The sequence below is a fragment of the Paenibacillus sp. OT2-17 genome, from assembly GCF_009827695.1.
GTDB classification, from domain to species: Bacteria; Bacillota; Bacilli; order Paenibacillales; family Paenibacillaceae; genus Paenibacillus; species Paenibacillus polymyxa_B.
On the sequence record NZ_WUDQ01000001.1, the window covers coordinates 140,685 to 157,526 of the forward strand.

The 16,842-nt window shown below is 43.7% G+C and carries 17 protein-coding genes; 8 read left to right on the plus strand and 9 right to left on the minus strand.

Going from position 1 to position 16,842, the window contains the following annotated elements:
- Positions 1–19 precede the first annotated feature (19 nt).
- The gene (locus tag GRP75_RS00655; RefSeq protein ID WP_160788351.1) at positions 20–1,081 is read right to left on the minus strand and encodes an LLM class flavin-dependent oxidoreductase; all 1,062 of its coding nucleotides are present in this window, start codon (positions 1,079–1,081) and stop codon (positions 20–22) included.
- A 318-nt stretch (positions 1,082–1,399) separates the two neighbouring features.
- Here GRP75_RS00655 and GRP75_RS00660 point away from each other — a divergent pair, with 318 nt between their 5' ends.
- The 3 genes from GRP75_RS00660 to GRP75_RS00670 all read left to right on the plus strand — a co-directional run bounded on the left by GRP75_RS00660 (position 1,400) and on the right by GRP75_RS00670 (position 4,500).
- Positions 1,400–1,981 carry a TetR/AcrR family transcriptional regulator gene (locus tag GRP75_RS00660; protein WP_068939240.1) on the plus strand — a complete coding sequence of 194 codons (582 nt, stop codon included), beginning with the start codon at positions 1,400–1,402 and terminating at the stop codon, positions 1,979–1,981.
- Between the two features lie 226 nt (positions 1,982–2,207).
- A complete protein-coding gene (locus GRP75_RS00665; RefSeq protein WP_160788352.1) occupies positions 2,208–2,654 on the plus strand; it encodes a GNAT family N-acetyltransferase in 447 nt (148 codons plus the stop codon).
- A 400-nt stretch (positions 2,655–3,054) separates the two neighbouring features.
- Positions 3,055–4,500 carry a DEAD/DEAH box helicase gene (locus GRP75_RS00670; RefSeq protein WP_023991069.1) on the plus strand — a complete coding sequence of 482 codons (1,446 nt, stop codon included), beginning with the start codon at positions 3,055–3,057 and terminating at the stop codon, positions 4,498–4,500.
- A 101-nt stretch (positions 4,501–4,601) separates the two neighbouring features.
- Here GRP75_RS00670 and GRP75_RS00675 read toward each other — a convergent pair whose 3' ends face one another.
- Positions 4,602–5,075, minus strand: coding sequence for a HEAT repeat domain-containing protein (locus GRP75_RS00675; RefSeq protein WP_160788353.1), 474 nt, complete (start codon positions 5,073–5,075; stop codon positions 4,602–4,604).
- Positions 5,076–5,327: 252 nt separating this feature from the next.
- Here GRP75_RS00675 and GRP75_RS00680 point away from each other — a divergent pair, with 252 nt between their 5' ends.
- On the plus strand, positions 5,328–5,918 hold the full coding sequence (locus GRP75_RS00680) for an RNA polymerase sigma factor (protein ID WP_160788354.1): 591 nt from the start codon (positions 5,328–5,330) through the stop codon (positions 5,916–5,918).
- Positions 5,879–6,946: a DUF4367 domain-containing protein gene (locus GRP75_RS00685; protein ID WP_160788355.1), complete on the plus strand. Its 1,068-nt coding sequence runs from the start codon at positions 5,879–5,881 to the stop codon at positions 6,944–6,946. Before GRP75_RS00680 ends, GRP75_RS00685 begins: the two co-directional genes overlap by 40 nt.
- 92 nt (positions 6,947–7,038) lie before the next feature.
- Here GRP75_RS00685 and GRP75_RS00690 read toward each other — a convergent pair whose 3' ends face one another.
- Entirely contained in the window at positions 7,039–7,614 is a 576-nt protein-coding gene (locus GRP75_RS00690) for a histidine phosphatase family protein (protein WP_023991073.1), read from the minus strand.
- A gap of 189 nt (positions 7,615–7,803) precedes the next feature.
- On the opposite strand from GRP75_RS00690, the gene GRP75_RS00695 reads away from it, so the two are divergent.
- Together GRP75_RS00695 and nudK are read left to right on the plus strand one after the other, a co-directional pair.
- On the plus strand, positions 7,804–8,988 hold the full coding sequence (locus tag GRP75_RS00695) for a MerR family transcriptional regulator (protein ID WP_160788356.1): 1,185 nt from the start codon (positions 7,804–7,806) through the stop codon (positions 8,986–8,988).
- Position 8,989: 1 nt separating this feature from the next.
- Positions 8,990–9,952: a GDP-mannose pyrophosphatase NudK gene (gene nudK, locus GRP75_RS00700; protein WP_160788357.1), complete on the plus strand. Its 963-nt coding sequence runs from the start codon at positions 8,990–8,992 to the stop codon at positions 9,950–9,952.
- 70 nt (positions 9,953–10,022) lie between these two features.
- Here the strand turns inward: nudK and GRP75_RS00705 are convergent, their stop codons facing one another.
- Positions 10,023–10,946 carry an AraC family transcriptional regulator gene (locus GRP75_RS00705; RefSeq protein WP_160788358.1) on the minus strand — a complete coding sequence of 308 codons (924 nt, stop codon included), beginning with the start codon at positions 10,944–10,946 and terminating at the stop codon, positions 10,023–10,025.
- A 185-nt stretch (positions 10,947–11,131) separates the two neighbouring features.
- Here GRP75_RS00705 and GRP75_RS00710 point away from each other — a divergent pair, with 185 nt between their 5' ends.
- Positions 11,132–11,878 carry an SDR family oxidoreductase gene (locus tag GRP75_RS00710; protein WP_160788359.1) on the plus strand — a complete coding sequence of 249 codons (747 nt, stop codon included), beginning with the start codon at positions 11,132–11,134 and terminating at the stop codon, positions 11,876–11,878.
- A gap of 10 nt (positions 11,879–11,888) precedes the next feature.
- Here the strand turns inward: GRP75_RS00710 and GRP75_RS00715 are convergent, their stop codons facing one another.
- From GRP75_RS00715 to GRP75_RS00735, 5 genes are all read right to left on the minus strand, one after another.
- The gene (locus GRP75_RS00715) at positions 11,889–12,029 is read right to left on the minus strand and encodes a hypothetical protein (RefSeq protein ID WP_237448877.1); all 141 of its coding nucleotides are present in this window, start codon (positions 12,027–12,029) and stop codon (positions 11,889–11,891) included.
- Between the two features lie 270 nt (positions 12,030–12,299).
- The gene (gene mqo / locus GRP75_RS00720; protein WP_160788360.1) at positions 12,300–13,799 is read right to left on the minus strand and encodes a malate dehydrogenase (quinone); all 1,500 of its coding nucleotides are present in this window, start codon (positions 13,797–13,799) and stop codon (positions 12,300–12,302) included.
- Positions 13,800–14,215: 416 nt separating this feature from the next.
- Positions 14,216–14,482, minus strand: coding sequence for a P-loop NTPase family protein (locus GRP75_RS00725; RefSeq protein WP_237448878.1), 267 nt, complete (start codon positions 14,480–14,482; stop codon positions 14,216–14,218).
- A gap of 204 nt (positions 14,483–14,686) precedes the next feature.
- Positions 14,687–16,111 (minus strand): L-arabinose isomerase, encoded by a 1,425-nt coding sequence (gene araA, locus GRP75_RS00730; protein ID WP_160788403.1) that lies wholly within the window; start codon positions 16,109–16,111, stop codon positions 14,687–14,689.
- Positions 16,112–16,145: 34 nt separating this feature from the next.
- Positions 16,146–16,841 (minus strand): L-ribulose-5-phosphate 4-epimerase, encoded by a 696-nt coding sequence (locus GRP75_RS00735; RefSeq protein ID WP_160788361.1) that lies wholly within the window; start codon positions 16,839–16,841, stop codon positions 16,146–16,148.
- Position 16,842 lies beyond the last annotated feature (1 nt).

Consider the following 16,842-nt stretch of genomic DNA (forward strand, 5'->3'; position numbering starts at 1 on the left):
AATCACTCCTATAATTGAATTATGATCTTTTTTCCGTTTCAGCTTCCCACTTGGTTATTTCCTTCCGAACTCGGGGTGCTACCTCTGTTCCTAGCAGCTCAATGGCTCTCATCACCTCGGCATGCGGCATCGTGCTTAACGGAACATACAGCATAAAGCGTGTAACACCTACATGTTTGCGAAGGTGAATGATCTTCTGGGCAACAGTCTCAGGATCGCCAACATACAGCGCACCTTCAAAGCTGCGCGCGGCATCGTAGCTAGAACGATCATAATGCGCCCAGCCCCGCTCCCTGCCTAATCTATTCATACCTGCCATCGTAGAAGGGAAATATGTATCTGCAGCTCGTTCATTATTCTCTCCGACAAATCCTATCGAGTGCGATCCAACCTTAAGCTGTGATTCGTCATGACCAGCGTGCGCTGCTGCTTTCTTATAAAGCTGCACGAGCGGTGCAAAATTCACTGGATTTCCACCAATGATCGCCAGCATCAAGGGCAGTCCTAACAGACCTGCACGGATAGCAGAATCCTGCCTGCCCCCGCTGCCAACCCATACCGGTAAAGGATTCTGAACCGGCCGTGGATACACCCCCAAATTGCTAATCGCTGGCCGATGCCCGCCCTTCCAAGTTACTTTTTCGGACTCCCGTATTTTAAGGAGCAATTCCAAATGTTGTTCAAACAACTCATCATAGTCGTCCAAGTCATAGCCAAACAGAGGGAAAGATTCAATAAAGGAACCTCGGCCCGCCATAATCTCCGCACGTCCATTCGAAATACCATCCAGCGTAGCAAAATCCTGAAAAACGCGAACGGGATCAGCTGAAGAAAGCACTGTGACTGCACTGGTCAGCCGAATCCGTTTCGTCTGCGCTGCAGCCGCTGACAGCACAACTGCTGGTGAAGATGCCGAATAATCCTTCCGATGATGCTCACCTACACCGAACACATCAAGTCCCACTTGATCAGCAAGAATAATTTCCTCGACAACTTCGCGCAATCGCTGTGCGTGACTTATCACTTCACCTGTCTGAACGTCAGGCTTTGTTTCTACAAACGAAGTAATACCTATCTCCATGGTCCATCTCTCCTATTCTAATAGCTTTCTTTGTATGACAATCAAATACCGATAAAATATCATACTGATCGGTAAAATATTTTTCCCAGTAAATATAACCCATCAAAAAGAATACTGTCAATAAATATAGTAAAAATACTTTGATTCATCCTCATAGTGATATCTCCTTGGTGCGATAAACCAATCTGCATTTGACAATACAACGGGTTAATTATAAGATAATAACATACTAATTGGTACGCAAATAAAGACCCCTGACAATTATGATCAGAGTTATTGAGTTAAGAATAAAATTACGAGCAATGAGAGGTATTGATTATGGGACGAATCCGCGAATTTGACGAAGATAAAGTATTAGATGCAGCAATGCAAATATTTTGGGAGAAGGGATATGAAGCTACCTCACTGAGTGATTTAACTTCCAGAATGGAAATTCAACGACCTAGTATATACTCCACTTTTGGAGGAAAAAAAGAATTGTTCGAAGCTGCGCTGCGCAAATACATGATGTCCCGTGCTTCTCTGATCCGAGCCAAGCTTCAAAGCAAACCATCTGTAAAAGAAGCATTTCGAGCTTTTTTTGAAGGTGTGGTCGATGAGGAATATACAGAAAACCCTAGAAAAGGATGCTTTTGCATCAATACAATGGTTGAACTTGCACCTCATGATGAGAAATTTGAAATTCTTACAAGGGAACATCAAATGTACCTATCGGTTATATTTCAAGAAACCATTGAACGAGGTGTACAATCAGGTGAGCTTGAGATCGGGCTCAATGCGAAGGCTGTATCACAGGCGCTAGTCGTATCGTTAATTGGACTGACCGTAATGATAAAGTCTCGTCCAGAACGATCATTTATTGATAACACGATAGAGGTGACACTTACACTTCTTAAGTAATTCGGAGTGAATTCAATTTTAACGAATGGGTGTATTCTCGACGCACATGTCCCTCAGCGCAACAAAGGCTGCCGGATACATTTTCTCGGCAGCCTTTGTCGCACCCATATTACATACTTCTTCGCATTTGCATGAGTTCAAAAGATTCCTTCACTGATCTTAGTTTTGCATATATATACTTTATGATGTATATTAATTCAAAACTAATGAAAAGGGAGTACATCTAATGTCATTTTTAATAAGAAACGCTAAGCCTGATGATTTAAGCAGTTTGACCGAGTTAATGTATGAATACATCGTTGGTTTTTATCAAAACCCTAGGCCACCTATCGAAAAAATTCATAATTTGATTCAAACCCTTTTTGAGCAGCAAAACGGTATACAATTTGTGGCGGAACAAAATGGAGAATTAATCGGCTTTGCTACATTATTCTTTACCTTTAGCACGATGAAAGCAGACAAAATCACCGTCATGAACGACCTATTTGTATTGGAACCATTTAGAGATACAGAAGTAGAATCACAGCTTTTTTTAGAATGTCAAAAGTACTCACAAAATTATGGATATGCTCATATGACCTGGATAACTTCTACTGAGAATAAACGCGCTCAAATTTTCTTTAAAAAGATGGATGCTGTCCAAGGGAGAGATTGGGTTCACTTTTCATCGTAACAATACTTTTGATACGGTTTTCCGCGCTAACGGCAGTTCAAAGGGCACCCGATTGGGTGCCCTTTCGTAACACATGTTTTCACGCATGCGGATATGGAAATGCCGATACAATTGAAGATAAGTAATTCTCCATGAAATTGTTCAACGTAGATCCATATGGGGTAAAGTTTGTTGGTCGTTAAATTGCGAAATAGCTCAGTCGACCAACACATCAGATACCATACACGAGAAAATGGACGAGCCCTTCGTTAAACGTTCCAAGGATACGATTAGACAAACAGTAACATGGATATGTATTAGAGTAAGCCTGGATATAGAGTATACTAGATGAGTATAAGTTCGATACACGATGACATTATATATGTATTGGTATTCAAATACAGCGCAGAAGAGGTTGAAAATGAGTCAGAAGCATTTTACAGATTACGCATTAAGTGAAGAAATTGTAAGAGCGCTCAATAGCTTGGGCTATGAGACGCCAACAGAGATTCAAACGGAAGTTATTCCTGTTGCGCTTGAGAAGAAGGATCTTGTCGCCAAATCGCAAACAGGTAGCGGCAAAACAGCAGCATATGGTATTCCAATCTGTGAGCTAGTAGATTGGAATGAGAATAAGCCCCAAGCTTTAATCCTGACGCCAACCCGTGAACTCGCGTTACAGGTCACCGAAGACATCACGAATATTGGACGCTTTAAGCGGATAAAAGCAACACCCCTTTATGGAAAACATCCTTTTCATATCCAAAAGGCTGAGTTAAAACAAAGAACGCATGTGGCTGTAGGTACGCCAGGACGTGTACTGGACCATATCGAACGAGGCACGCTATCGTTAGATCGGATTGCCTACCTCGTGATTGATGAAGCTGACGAGATGCTGAATATGGGCTTTATCGAGCAAGTCCAGTCGATTATTCAAGCGCTGCCTAGTGACCGGGTTACCATGCTATTCTCCGCTACCTTCCCTGAGGATGTAGCCACACTGTCACGTAAATATATGAAAGATCCTGTTAGAATTGAGATTAAAGCGACTGGTATAACGACCGCCACAATTGATCACTCTCTTATTCAGGTGAAGGAGTCAGACAAGCTGGCACTACTGCAAGATCTGCTCATTGTTGAGAATCCTGACAGCTGCATTATTTTCTGTCGTACGCAGGAGAATGTAGATACATTATTCAGAGCATTGGCTGATCTCGAATATCCATGTGATCGCATTCATGGTGGCATGGAGCAAGACGAGCGATTTGAGGTAATGAATGCATTCAGAAGGGGTCAATTCCGTTACTTGATTGCGACAGATGTCGCCGCCAGAGGGATTGATATCACGAATATCACCCATGTCATTAACTACGATATTCCCCTTGAGAAGGAAAGCTATGTTCACCGCACAGGACGTACGGGACGTGCTGGCAAAACGGGGAAAGCCATTTCCCTCATCACTCCTAAGGATGGCCGAAGATTAGCTGATATTGAAGCATATATTGGATTCGCGATTCCGCAGGTAAAGGCCCCCTCAGAAGAGGCTGTTGATCTCCGTAGAGAAGATTTTGAGCAGAAACTGCATGTAAAAACCGCACTCAAAAAAGATAAGCGCGAGCAATTAAACCAACAGATTATGAAGCTGAATTTTAACGGCGGTAAGAAGAAAAAACTTAGAGCTGTCGACTTCGTGGGGACCATCGCTAAGCTTGACGGAGTCACCGCAGATGATATCGGGATCATTACGATTCTGGATTATGCGACAGATGTTGAGATTCTGAATGGTAAAGGTCCACTGGTGCTTGAGATTATGAAGAATACAACCGTAAAGGGTAAGCTGTTAAAGGTACGCAAAGGGAATAAGTAGAAGATACGCTGCATTAAAGAGGGTGAGGCAATCCCGCCCAGCATAGCCGATGGCTATCGTTAGCTATACGGGCGGGACTGCCGAGTTTACCTCTTGATCATTTAATTCATCTTTCCATTTTTCTGCAATGCAATTAATGCCCTTCTTCTGACATATTCGTGCTCATCATTCGAGAGCTTAGACAAAAGACTATTTACTTCATCCCTCATTCCTTTTACTTCACCTAATCCATAGGCTATTTGCCATCTGGCTTCGTAATCAGAGTATGTAATTGCACTGTAGGCTAAAGACAAAAATATTTTGGGTTGTACAATTAACAACTGCAATACATTCTCAACTTCATTATCCCTTGCCAGTGTATATAAGATCAGTTCATAAACTTCTGTCTGCCATTCAGCTAATGAAGTATGTTCTAACACTCCCTCAACAGCATTATAAAGCTTATCCCAATAAAGATAATTCGTTTCCCATTCTCCATGTTTTTCAGCTATGCTAGCTCCCCATTGTTTGAATGTTATGACTTGCTCTTGAAGAGTGCGGAATAAAGCATTTTCTCTATTATCATAAAAACCCATTTTCCATCTCCTTTTTTCTTTACAATCTATTTTCCTTTTTTGATAGGTATATTTTATCATTCTATTTATTTCCACAATAAAAATTCAAGCTCTATGAAATCAACAACGTTGGTGATAATTGTTCTGCTTTATCGTATTCTCTTAGAGAGTTGATTAATACTTAAAAAATTTTAGAAAAGGTGTCCCTTTCGGTCCTCTTCATTTGTTATACAGACATAGTTTTCTTTTTAATCAGAGGGGGTGCCTAAATCTTTGAATGAGGAAATCGAATATAGAATTAAACGGGTCCAAGCTGGCGAGATCCAGGATTACGCCTACATTGTAAAGGAGTATCAGCGTCAGATTTTTGTGTACTGCTGGCGGATATTAGGCAGTGAGCAGGAAGCGGAAGAGGCTGTACAGGATATTTTCGTTAGTGCTTTCGAGAAAATTAGTATGTACAGGCCCACAGTGGGCTTCTCCTCCTGGCTGTATAAAATGGCTTATCATCACTGCCTAAACCTGATTCGCAGGAAGAAACTACAGCGCAAATTTAAAATGACCCTGTTCACCTCAACTAACATGACTTCAGACAGTGCTGCGCAGGTTATGGAACGTCAGTTTTTCAGTGAACCGCTGAGCCGGGCATTGGACCAACTGAATGCAGAGGAGCGAAACCTGTTGGTGCTGCGCATCTTTGAAGAAAAATCGTTTGGAGAAATCGGGGAAATTATGAACAAAAGCGAGGAAGCGATCAAGAAAAAATACGGCAGAACAAAAACAAAGCTCAAAAAAATGATGGAGCCCATAGAGGAGGACCCAAAATGCGTGAATTACAAGACAGAACTCAGGAACAAGGCCTGAAATACACCGATCTAAAAGACAGAGGCTTAAAAAACATGGACATGCTGACAGAACCAGAGAGTGTCCTAAAAATCCAAGCTTTTGACGTCTCTGATAAAGTGATGGAACAGGTCTACCAAAAGGCGAAATCCAAAAAGGGACTCATTGTAAAAATGCGTCTTCAGCCGCGCATCACCGCTCCTATCATGATCTTGCTTTTTGTATTGGGCGTCTCTGTGACTGGATACGCCGCTTCGCAATATCTGGAATTCCGTAACAGTAAAGGCGATGTCGTATTAAATACCGCCAAAACACCTGCCGAAACGGACGCTTCCAAAACGTATACAACCACCTACACACAGTGGAACGAAGAGGTGACAGACCGTCTACAGCCTGGAGAGTATGCCGCCTATTACGTTAAGGACGATTCTATGAATCAACAAAATTCGTCTAATCCCGTCCTGTTTGCCTACAAGCCGACTGAACTTTCTAGCTTCAGCAGTCTGCAGGATGAAATCAAGCGGACAGAAGCTCCGCTGTTGCATAGTCCCACTCATCTGCCGAATGGCTACCGGTTTGATTTCGGATACGTCTACCCAGTCGCTGCATATCCTGGGATGATGAACAAAGAGGAATATCGGGCTTTAACGGATAAACTGACGCAACAGGCTAAAGCTGCACCGAAAGGTGAAAATCTGTTTATTCAAAAGCTGAGCTGGGACAAGTCAGACTTCACCCTCGCCCGGTATGCGAGAGGAAATGACTATGTAAATATCGCCGTCACCAAATACGCTCCCGAAGTCACAAAGACGACCGTGATGCAAAATGAACAGGATTCGGCTGAGGAACTGATGATTAAAGGAACCAAGGCCTATTACATCAGAGCAAGCGAATTAAGCAAGCCCTTGGAGGTAGGAAAAAATCGACTGGGATGGCTCGATGAAAAAAGACGGTTACACTACAACATATCTGATAACCAGGACAGCCCGCTGAGCAAAGAAGACCTGGTAAAAATAGCTGAAGATTTGCTTAACGGTTCACCGCAATAGCTATAAAAGAAAAGTTTCGAAGAGAGACCATCCCTTTTTTAAGGGTGGTCTCTCTTTGAAGAATAGTCCTTATACCTTTTCCTCACAAACTATTACGGCATGTTCCACAATCTTTTTACCTCAACTAATTCCTGATCATTGAATTCCATTCTGTATACGTCTGGTTTGGATGTGTGTAGTAAAAAATTCAAATCATACTGCTTGTCATAATACTCCATCATTAAAGTCATTACAGCTCCATGAGTGCCTAATGCGACTTTCTGTCCTCGGTAGATTTTTAGCAATTCCTTTAAGACTGTTATACTTCGGTTCTGACAAACTGCATTAGACTCTCCTCCCGTTAAAGCAAAGTTGGGATCAGAAAATGACTTATCTAACAAAGGGAATAATTCATCATCGGGGATTCGGTTATCTTCACTAGAAAAAATTCTTTCTTTAAGATCCTCGAATATTAAAACTTCTTGTCCTGAGCATTGAGCTAATTCTTGAATGGTTAGGATTGCCCGTTGATATGGACTTGAAACGAAAACCTCGATCCCCTCTCCTCTCAATAATTCAGTTATTTGAAAAGCATCTGACTTGCCTTTATCAGTCAAACCTCTTGTTCTTTCATTTCCTTCCGTCTTCGGTGATTCGCCATGTCTCACCATGTAAATGAAAGTTTTCATAGTAGCCTCCATGAAGAGCTGATGAATTTTTATTACATGATATTCGTGACTAACTACCAAGTTACCTTTTGCTAGGGTGGTTTTCTCTTATTTCTTATTGCATAAGTTTTTCTTGAAGGTGACGTTACGTCATTTGCTATACTGACTGAGAACGACATGCTAGAGCAATCAATTGGATGTGAGCAATGGATGGACAAAGAGAACTGTCTGACGACAGGACAGCTTGCCAAACGTACAGGGATAACGGTCAGGACATTGCAATATTACGATCAAATTGGACTTCTGAGTCCAGGAGGTCATCGCACTGGATCCATAAGACTGTACAACATGAAAGATATGGAAAGATTACAGCGAATTCAGATGTTGAAGTATCTAGGGTTATCGCTTCAAACAATAATGGACATTTTAGATGCAGAATCGCCATCCAACGGAGAGATCAGACACTCGTTGCAAGCACAACTCGATGTTTTACAAAAGAAAATTGCTCATACAGAGCACGTAGTACATGCAATACGAGATGCTATGGAAATGTCGGCTTATGGCTCCGATTGGAACCATTTGGCGGATGTTATTCAAACCGTGCAGAGTGAGCAAAATTGGGGGGAGCAATATCGGACGGCGAACCGTCTGCAAACGCGGATACATCTTTACGACAAGTACAGTACAAATCCCCAAGGCTGGCATCGTTGGATCTTTGAACAACTGGAGGTCCAACCGGGAGCACACATTCTCGAGTTGGGCTGCGGCGACGGGACCTTTTGGATAAGAAACGCCGAACGAATTCCAAGCAGCTGGCGTATCACGCTTACCGATATGTCAAGCGGGATGGTGGAAGAAGCACGTTGTCGCTTGGGAAGCAACAATCCGCAGTTTAAGTTTTTATCTGTTGACGCGCAACAGATCCCATTCCATGAAGAACAATTCGATATGGTTATCGCTAACAACATGCTGTACCACGTGCCGGACATCCCTAGAGCAATCCGCGAGATGCACCGTATCTTAAAGCAAGGAGGTATAGTATGCACCTCTACAATGAGCACTCAACACCTACAAGAGGTCGAACACTTGGCGGTTTCGTTCGATCCTGAGCTTCATGTGTTGGATCATGCTATTAAACGGTTCCACCTGGATAACGGAGGGGACTTGCTGTCTTCTTGCTTTTCCGATCTTCGGTTGCTTCGATACGAGGACTGTTTGTTGGTCGACGAAGCGGAACCCCTGATCGAATATATAATCTCGACTCCGATGAACGCAAGAGAGCGACTTGTCGGAGCGGCTATTGACAAGTTTCGAGACCACGTCAATCGGCTTCTGCAGCAGAACGGAACTCTCGAAATGACTAAAGAGAACGGAATCTTTCTAGGGAGGAAATGAGATGAAGTCACAACAGTATCACCCAAGAGTACGGATTGTAAAAGAGGAGCTTCTATCGGATAACTGGTACATCTTAAATAAGGTCACATTCGAGTTTGAAAAAAATAATGGACAATGGGAGACACAATCCCGTGAAGTGTACGATCGCGGCAACGGCGCAACGATCCTGCTCTATAATCAGCACAAACAAACCGTTGTACTGACCAGACAGTTCCGGATGCCTACTTATCGGAACGGCAATGAAACTGGGATGCTTATCGAAACCTGTGCAGGACTACTCGATAAAGAAACACCGGAAGAAGGTATTCTTCGGGAGACGGAGGAGGAGACGGGATACCGTATCAACCGTGTGCAGAAAGTTGGCGAGGCCTATATGTCACCGGGCTCCGTTACCGAAATCCTGCACTTCTATGTAGCCGAGTATAGTGAAGATATGACAACGGGTGACGGTGGTGGCCTTGAGGAGGAGCAGGAAAACATTGAAGTAATGGAACTTCCGTTTGCTCAAGTGCTAAACATGGTCGAAAGCGGCGAGATTCGTGACGCCAAGACAATAATGCTGCTCCAATACGCTCAGATCAAGGGTCTCTTAAAAGTGAAATCGAAACCCCTTCATATCCTTATCGCAGGCCCGTATCGATCTGGAACGAATGATGATCATATATTAATTGAGAAGAACGTCAACTACATGAATGAAATTGCTCTTCAAGTTTACGAGGCTGGTCATATGCCGGTGCTGGGGGAGTGGTATGCTTTGCCCCTTATCGCGACAGCTGGTTCCACTGCTTTGGGAGACGAGACTTTTAACAGAATCTTTCATCCGTCTTCCATTCGCCTGCTTGATTGCTGTAACGCCGTGCTTCGGGTTGGAGGACCCTCTCAGGGTGCCGATGAAATGGTAAGGGTGGCGAAAGAGAAAGGATTGTTGATTTACAAACGGCTCGACGAACTTCCGTTGGTGTGATATATCCTCTTTGACCAGACCAAAGACAACTTGCCTCTGGGCATCCTCCACGGATCACCCGAAGAAACTCTCAATCAACTGAGACACTAAGGGAATTACGCAAATGTGTAACATCACTCATCGGTGGACGTCCAAACATGCGTGCATATTCCCGGCTGAACTGTGATGGGCTCTCATAGCCAACGCGAAAGCCTGCAGTGGCGGCTTCCAATCCCTCCGAGAGCAGTAAGCGGCGTGCAGTCTGCAATCGAATGGCCTTCTGATACTGGAGAGGACTTATAGCCGTTACTTTTTTAAAATGCTTGTGTAAGGAAGAGGCGCTCATGTTTACTTCCTTCGCCAATTCTTCGATCACAAGAGGCTTAGAGTAATCGCGGGTTATCAGATGGATCGCTTTGGAGATGCTATGTGCATAGCTGCCAACTACGGCAAATTGCCTGATTAAAGCTCCCTGCTCACCTTGTAATACACGATAAAGGATCTCGCGCGTGATAAGCGGCGCAAGAAACTGAATATCCGCAGGCGTATCCGAAAGTCTGACAAGCCGAAGCAGCGCATCAAGCAGCAGAGGGTCAAATTGGCTCACCAGTATGCCGCGTCCAGTCTTTACGTTACATTGAGGAGGACTCTTCTTGATAATGTCCAGGATGACGTCTGGACTAATGGATAATTGAAGACTTAGATAAGGGAGCTCCGACGAGGCCTGAGTTATTTTACCAGTTACGGGAAGCTGAACTGATGTGACCATGTAAGTTGTTGGATCGTACACATAGTTTTCTCCAGCCAGCATTGCTGTCTTTGAGCCTTGTGCAACCACGTACAGGGAGGGCATATGGACCGTATGATTTAGCTCCGACACATCGCTTGCACGTCTGAAATAAAGTCCTGGCACAGACGAGACAAACGTACCATCCGAAGACGCATGTTGATGAATTAAATGAATCAGTTCTTGTAGATTCGTAGAAATATCAGAGGGGGGAGGAGACGAAATCATTCATGCTTCACCGTCCTTTCCGTTGAACGCTAATATTGATGTGCTAATTATATGCACGCCGAATAGGATTAGGCAAGAATTGGACTTGATCGGTCTACCTGTCTCAATCGAATTCTACTTAAAATTTACTTGCAAGGCCAACAAAGGGCCTAAGGCAAATAGATTAGAGGAAGAGGGATTGGGCTATGCATTTGGAAGGAAGAATAGAGAACAAAGTCGTCGTGATTACAGGTGCAAGCAGCGGAATTGGAGAAGCAACAGCACTGTTGCTTGCCGAGCGTGGGGCAAAAGTCGTGCTTGGAGCGCGCGGAGCGGATCGCCTTGAAGCGCTGGCGACACGCATTTCAAATGGAGGTGGCGAAGCTGTTTATGCACGCACTGACGTGAGAGGGCGCGAGGATCTGTGCAACCTCGTTAATTTGGCTTGCGAACGGTACGGGAAGCTGGATGTTCTCGTCAGCAACGCTGGCGTTATGCCCATTTCCCCTCTCGAAGATCTGTGTGTCGAGGACTGGGAGGACATGATTGACGTCAACATTAAAGGCGTTTTGTACGGTATAGCCGCAGCGTTGCCTATCTTTCATAAGCAGGGTTCCGGACACTTCGTGAACATCGCTTCTGTAGCAGGACATAAGACTGTGCCGAACCAGTCGGTCTACTCCGGTACGAAGTTCGCTGTGCGCGCCATCTCAGAAGGGTTGCGCCAGGAGGCTGGTGACAAGCTGCGCGTGACCATCATTTCGCCTGGTATTGTGCAGACGAATTTCACGGAGGGTATGACCAATCCCGCATTGAGAGATCAACTCGCTGCCATCCGGGATAAACTAGCCATGACACCGGACGCGGTAGCCCGCGCAATTGGATTCGCAATTGAACAACCGGATGATATTGATGTGAACGAAATCGTGATCCGCCCAACCGCACAAATGTAACATAAGTGCTTTACCCTGGAAGCTGATCATCCATGTAATTAAATCCGCCCGTTGGACCATCCTCCGGCAGGGTCGCCAGTCGGTCCTCCATTTTCGCTACATCCTCCACCGACAGCTCTGTCTTTTCTCCGCCCATCTGCGTTTTAACCAAGCCGGGGTAGTAATCCGCTGCACCAGTTTATTGGACAACTGGAACTGAATAGAGCCTATAGCGGTCTACATAATTACTGTGATCACTGTAGCAGACACCGAAAATGCAGAAGGATTGCAAAATTTTGTATTGTTAAGCAAGCATTTTAGCGGTGGGGAATTCCTTCCCACCGCTTGGTGTTGTTATTTATTCAACTTTAAAATATATCGTAAGATTACTGCACATTTTATTAAAAAGTAGTGGGATGATCCAGTTACCAGCCATGCAAAATTAACGATGAAGCGGTTCTTTTTCGCCCAGTCCCAGCACCTCCGTTGTGGAATCATAAATTTCTTGGTAAAGCTCTGGGTTTTCCGCTAGTGACACTCCATAAGAAGGAATCATTTCTTTTATTTTTGGTTCCCACTCTTCCATATGTTGTGGGAAGCATTTTTCCAATACTTCCAGCATAACGTGAACAGCAGTAGAAGCACCCGGAGAAGCGCCGAGCAGTGCAGCTACCGAACCATCAGCGGCACTAACCACCTCCGTACCAAATTGAAGTGTTCCTTTACCGCCCTCCGTATCTTTGATCACCTGCACACGTTGACCCGCTACCACAATCCCCCAGTCCTCGATTTTGGCGTTCGGAATAAACTCGCGTAATTCTACCAGACGCTTTTCATTCGATAACATCACTTGCTGGATCAGGTATTTGGTCAATGCCATCTCTTTTGCGCCTGCCGCCAACATTGTGATGAGATTATTGGGTTTTACAGAACCGATCAAATCCAAATTTGAGCCCGTTTTCAAGAACTTCGGTGAGAAGCCAGCAAACGGCCCAAATAGCAGTGCTTTTTGGTTACCGATGTATCTTGTATCCAGATGCGGAACAGACATGGGAGGAGCACCAACCTTAGCCTTACCATATACTTTTGCATGATGCTGGGCGACAACCTTAGGATTGTTACATACCATAAATAGTCCACTTACCGGGAATCCCCCGATATATTTGGACTCAGGAATACCAGTTCGTTGTAGCAAAGGTAAACTTCCACCCCCACCACCGATAAAGACAAATTTGGCGTTATGGTATTCGATTTTACCGTTGTCCAGATTATGGACTTTGACTTTCCACGAGCCGTCGCTCGCACGTTTAATATCCTTTACACTATGCTTGTATTTGATGTCGACGTTTTTACTTTTTAAATGCTCAAACAACATGCGTGTTAAAGCACCAAAGTTGACATCTGTTCCAGAGTCGATTTTGGTTGCCGCGATTGGTTCATTCAATGTACGGCCTTCCATAATCAACGGAATCCATTCCTTCAGCTTTTCAGGGTCGTCGGAAAATTCCATGCCTTGAAACAGAGAAATAGTTGAAAGCGCTTTAAACCTTTTTTTCAAAAAAGATACATTTTTCTCTCCTGTTACCAAACTCATATGAGGTATTGGTTTGATAAAGTCCTGTGGATTACGAATCAACTTGCTGTTTACAAGAAAAGACCAAAACTGTCTTGAAAGCTGAAACTGCTCATTAATGTCTACAGCTTTACGAATATCTATAGATCCATCAGCTTTCTCGGATGTATAGTTCAGTTCGCACAGTGCAGCATGGCCTGTACCTGCATTATTCCATTCGTTAGAGCTTTCTTCTCCCGCGTTTGCGAGTTTCTCAAACACTTGAATTTCCCACTCCGGTGCTAACTCTTTCAGCAATGATCCCAGAGTCGCGCTCATGACTCCGGCACCAATTAAGATAATGTCTGTTTTTTTCTGAATGCTATTCATAAAAACCTTCCTTATCTCTTATATTTGCAAAAAAGAGCAGGCCCTCCTGCTTAGATGATACAAGAAGCAAGGCTCCACTCAGGAACATATCTTTTCTGTCTCTATTATAACTAAAATATAATCTTTTAAAAATTATATTGTCTATTATCTGATAATTATAAATCATTTCTGCTAAAAAGTGAGAATTTTCTTTGCAGAAATAATAAGAATTGATCTCAACACGCTGTATTATTTGAGCTTCACTTACTAGCAATAATAACAGACACCAAAAAAGCGTTTAGAAGCAAATGATGTAGAGTACAGATTTCCAATGATCGAATCAACAGTCCATGTATATGAATAATTCGGTAAAATATGTCTTTACGGGATAGGCCCTTTCTAATTGCACTAACGTTTTCTGGAATGAGCTTCACGGTTTATAAATACTTCATCATAATATTCAAAACGGTCTGTTGTTGATTCTCCCAAGCATAATCGGAGTTATCCATAATAAATGATTGAAAAGGGAGTTGCTCAATGATTTGCAATTCTAGCTCACGTCGATGTTCAAGGAACTGAATATATCCTTCGTACCCGTGCAAACCCTTCCTCTTTCCATAATCTTGCTCCGCATGGTACCAAATCGCGAAATCTAACCATTCTTGAGATCTCGTTGTTTTAACTCGCTCAATCGTCTCACGCACATTTGGTTGCTTCAAATAGAACAAAATTGGACATAGTATCACATCCTTATGAATTAAATGATTACCTTAAGGAGAAACCAATTATCCCGTTAAATGCCAGATAGCTTAGGAACCTTCCCATATCTATACATTCTTAGAAAACTAATAAAAAGCACTGGGTCCTGAGGACTGACCCAATGCTTTTAGTAGATGACTATCTTCTAGTTACTTAATAATTACGTATTCCAGGTTAACCAGTTTTGCATAAGTAACAATTTGGTCTGTGGTTAGATTCAAGGAAACCACGGTATGGTGACCACCGCCGTTCTCAATCCATGCTTTAACCCCATCTTGGAAGTTTGGCTTCACGTTCCACAGTACACGGGCCACTGGAAGATTTGGAGCAGGAACTGTCGGTTCAAATGCAGTAACCTCATTGATCAGCAGTTTATAATGCGTGCCAAAGTCAGCCATGGAAACAACTACACCGTCTCCTGCCTTGCCGTCAAACACCAGACGGGCTGGATCTTCACGATCGCCGATACCTAACGGTGAAACGATGATTTTAGGCTTGTTGCTTGCCAACGTTGGGTCAACTTCAAGCATATGGGATTGAAGGATCGATTCCTGACCAGCCGCCAATTCATAGGTGTAGTCTTCCATAAAGCCAGTGGATTGGTTATGGCTCATTACTTTAAGCAGGCGATCGAGCGCTGCCGTCTTCCAGTCCCCTTCACCGGCGAAGCCGTATCCTTGTGCCATCAAACGTTGAACGGCAAGACCAGGAAGCTGTTTCATACCATAGAGGTCTTCGAAGTTCGTAGTGAAGGCAGTATAGCCGCCATGATCCAGGAACCGTTTAAGGGCAATTTCATAGCTTGCTTGCACTCTTACGCTGGCTTCCCAAGCTTCCTTGCTGTAAGTACCATAATCAAATTCATAGAGTTCGGAGTATTCTGCAAACAAAGCATCAATCTCTTCTTCTTTCACAGCATTGACGTACTGAACAAGGTCGCCAATTCCGAAGTAGTCAACGGTCCATCCAAATTGAATTTGAGCTTCGACCTTATCGCCTTCCGTAACACCAACGTTACGCATGTTGTCGCCAAAACGGGCAACTTTGATATTGAAGCTTTCGTTATAAGCAACCGCTACATCCATCCACTCTGCGATTTGCTTCTGCACTTCTGCGCGTTCCCAGTAACCTACAACCACTTTATTCTGTTTCTTCAAGCGGGCATTGATAAATCCATATTCACGGTCACCGTGAGCTGCCTGATTGAGGTTCATGAAGTCCATGTCAATCGTAGCCCAAGGAATACTTTCATTGAACTGTGTAGCCAAATGAAGCAGCGGCTTTTGCAGCAATTTAGTACCACGAATCCACATTTTTGCAGGTGAGAAGGTATGCATCCACGTGATGACACCGGCAACCTCGTCGCGATAGTTGACTTCTTTCATAAGGCTAGTAATTTTGTCTGCACTAACCGCCAGATCCTGCAATACAAGCGGATAAGGCAGAACGCCACTCTTATTTAAGGCATCGGTCATTTCTTGTGCGTGTGCTTTAACTTCTGCTAATGCTTCTTCGCCATACAGATGTTGTGAACCTACGACAAACCAGAACTGTTTTGTACCTACTGTTGACATCATTCATCCTCTTTTCATAATTTTTTAGTTTATATTACTTTTGCCCGTAGTACGCGTCTTTCCCATGTTTGCGTAAATAGTGTTTATCTAGAATGCGTTGCGGCAATTCTTCAGCAAAATGATTCAATTCTCGTGCGAATAAATTCATTTTCGAAACTTCTTCCAACACGACGCTATTCATGACTGCCGATTTCGCATCTTTGCCCCAAGTAAAAGGAGCATGCCCCTTAAGAAGAACACCCGGCACTGCTAAAATATCCAGTCCGCGCTGCTCAAAAGTTTCGATAATGACACGGCCGGTTTCCGCTTCGTAACCACGATCAATCTCCTCTTGTGTCAAGAAACGGGCGCAAGGAACAGAACCATAGAAGGTGTCTGCGTGAGTAGTCCCCATTACAGGTACATCCAGGCCTGCTTGAGCCCAAATGGTCGCCCAAGTTGAATGCGTGTGTACAATACCGCCGATCTCTGAATAATGCTTATAAAGCACAGCGTGAGTCGGTGTATCTGATGAAGGTCTCATTTCTCCTTCAACAACATTGCCATCAAAATCAACAACCACCATATCGCTAGGTTTCATCGTGTCATAACTAACACCACTAGGTTTGATAACGAATAAGCGGCTCTCACGATCAACAGCGCTTACGTTACCCCAGGTGTATTTCACGAGTCCATGTTTAGGCAAATCCAGATTGGCTTGATATACTTCTTCTTTCAGTTGCTCTAACACG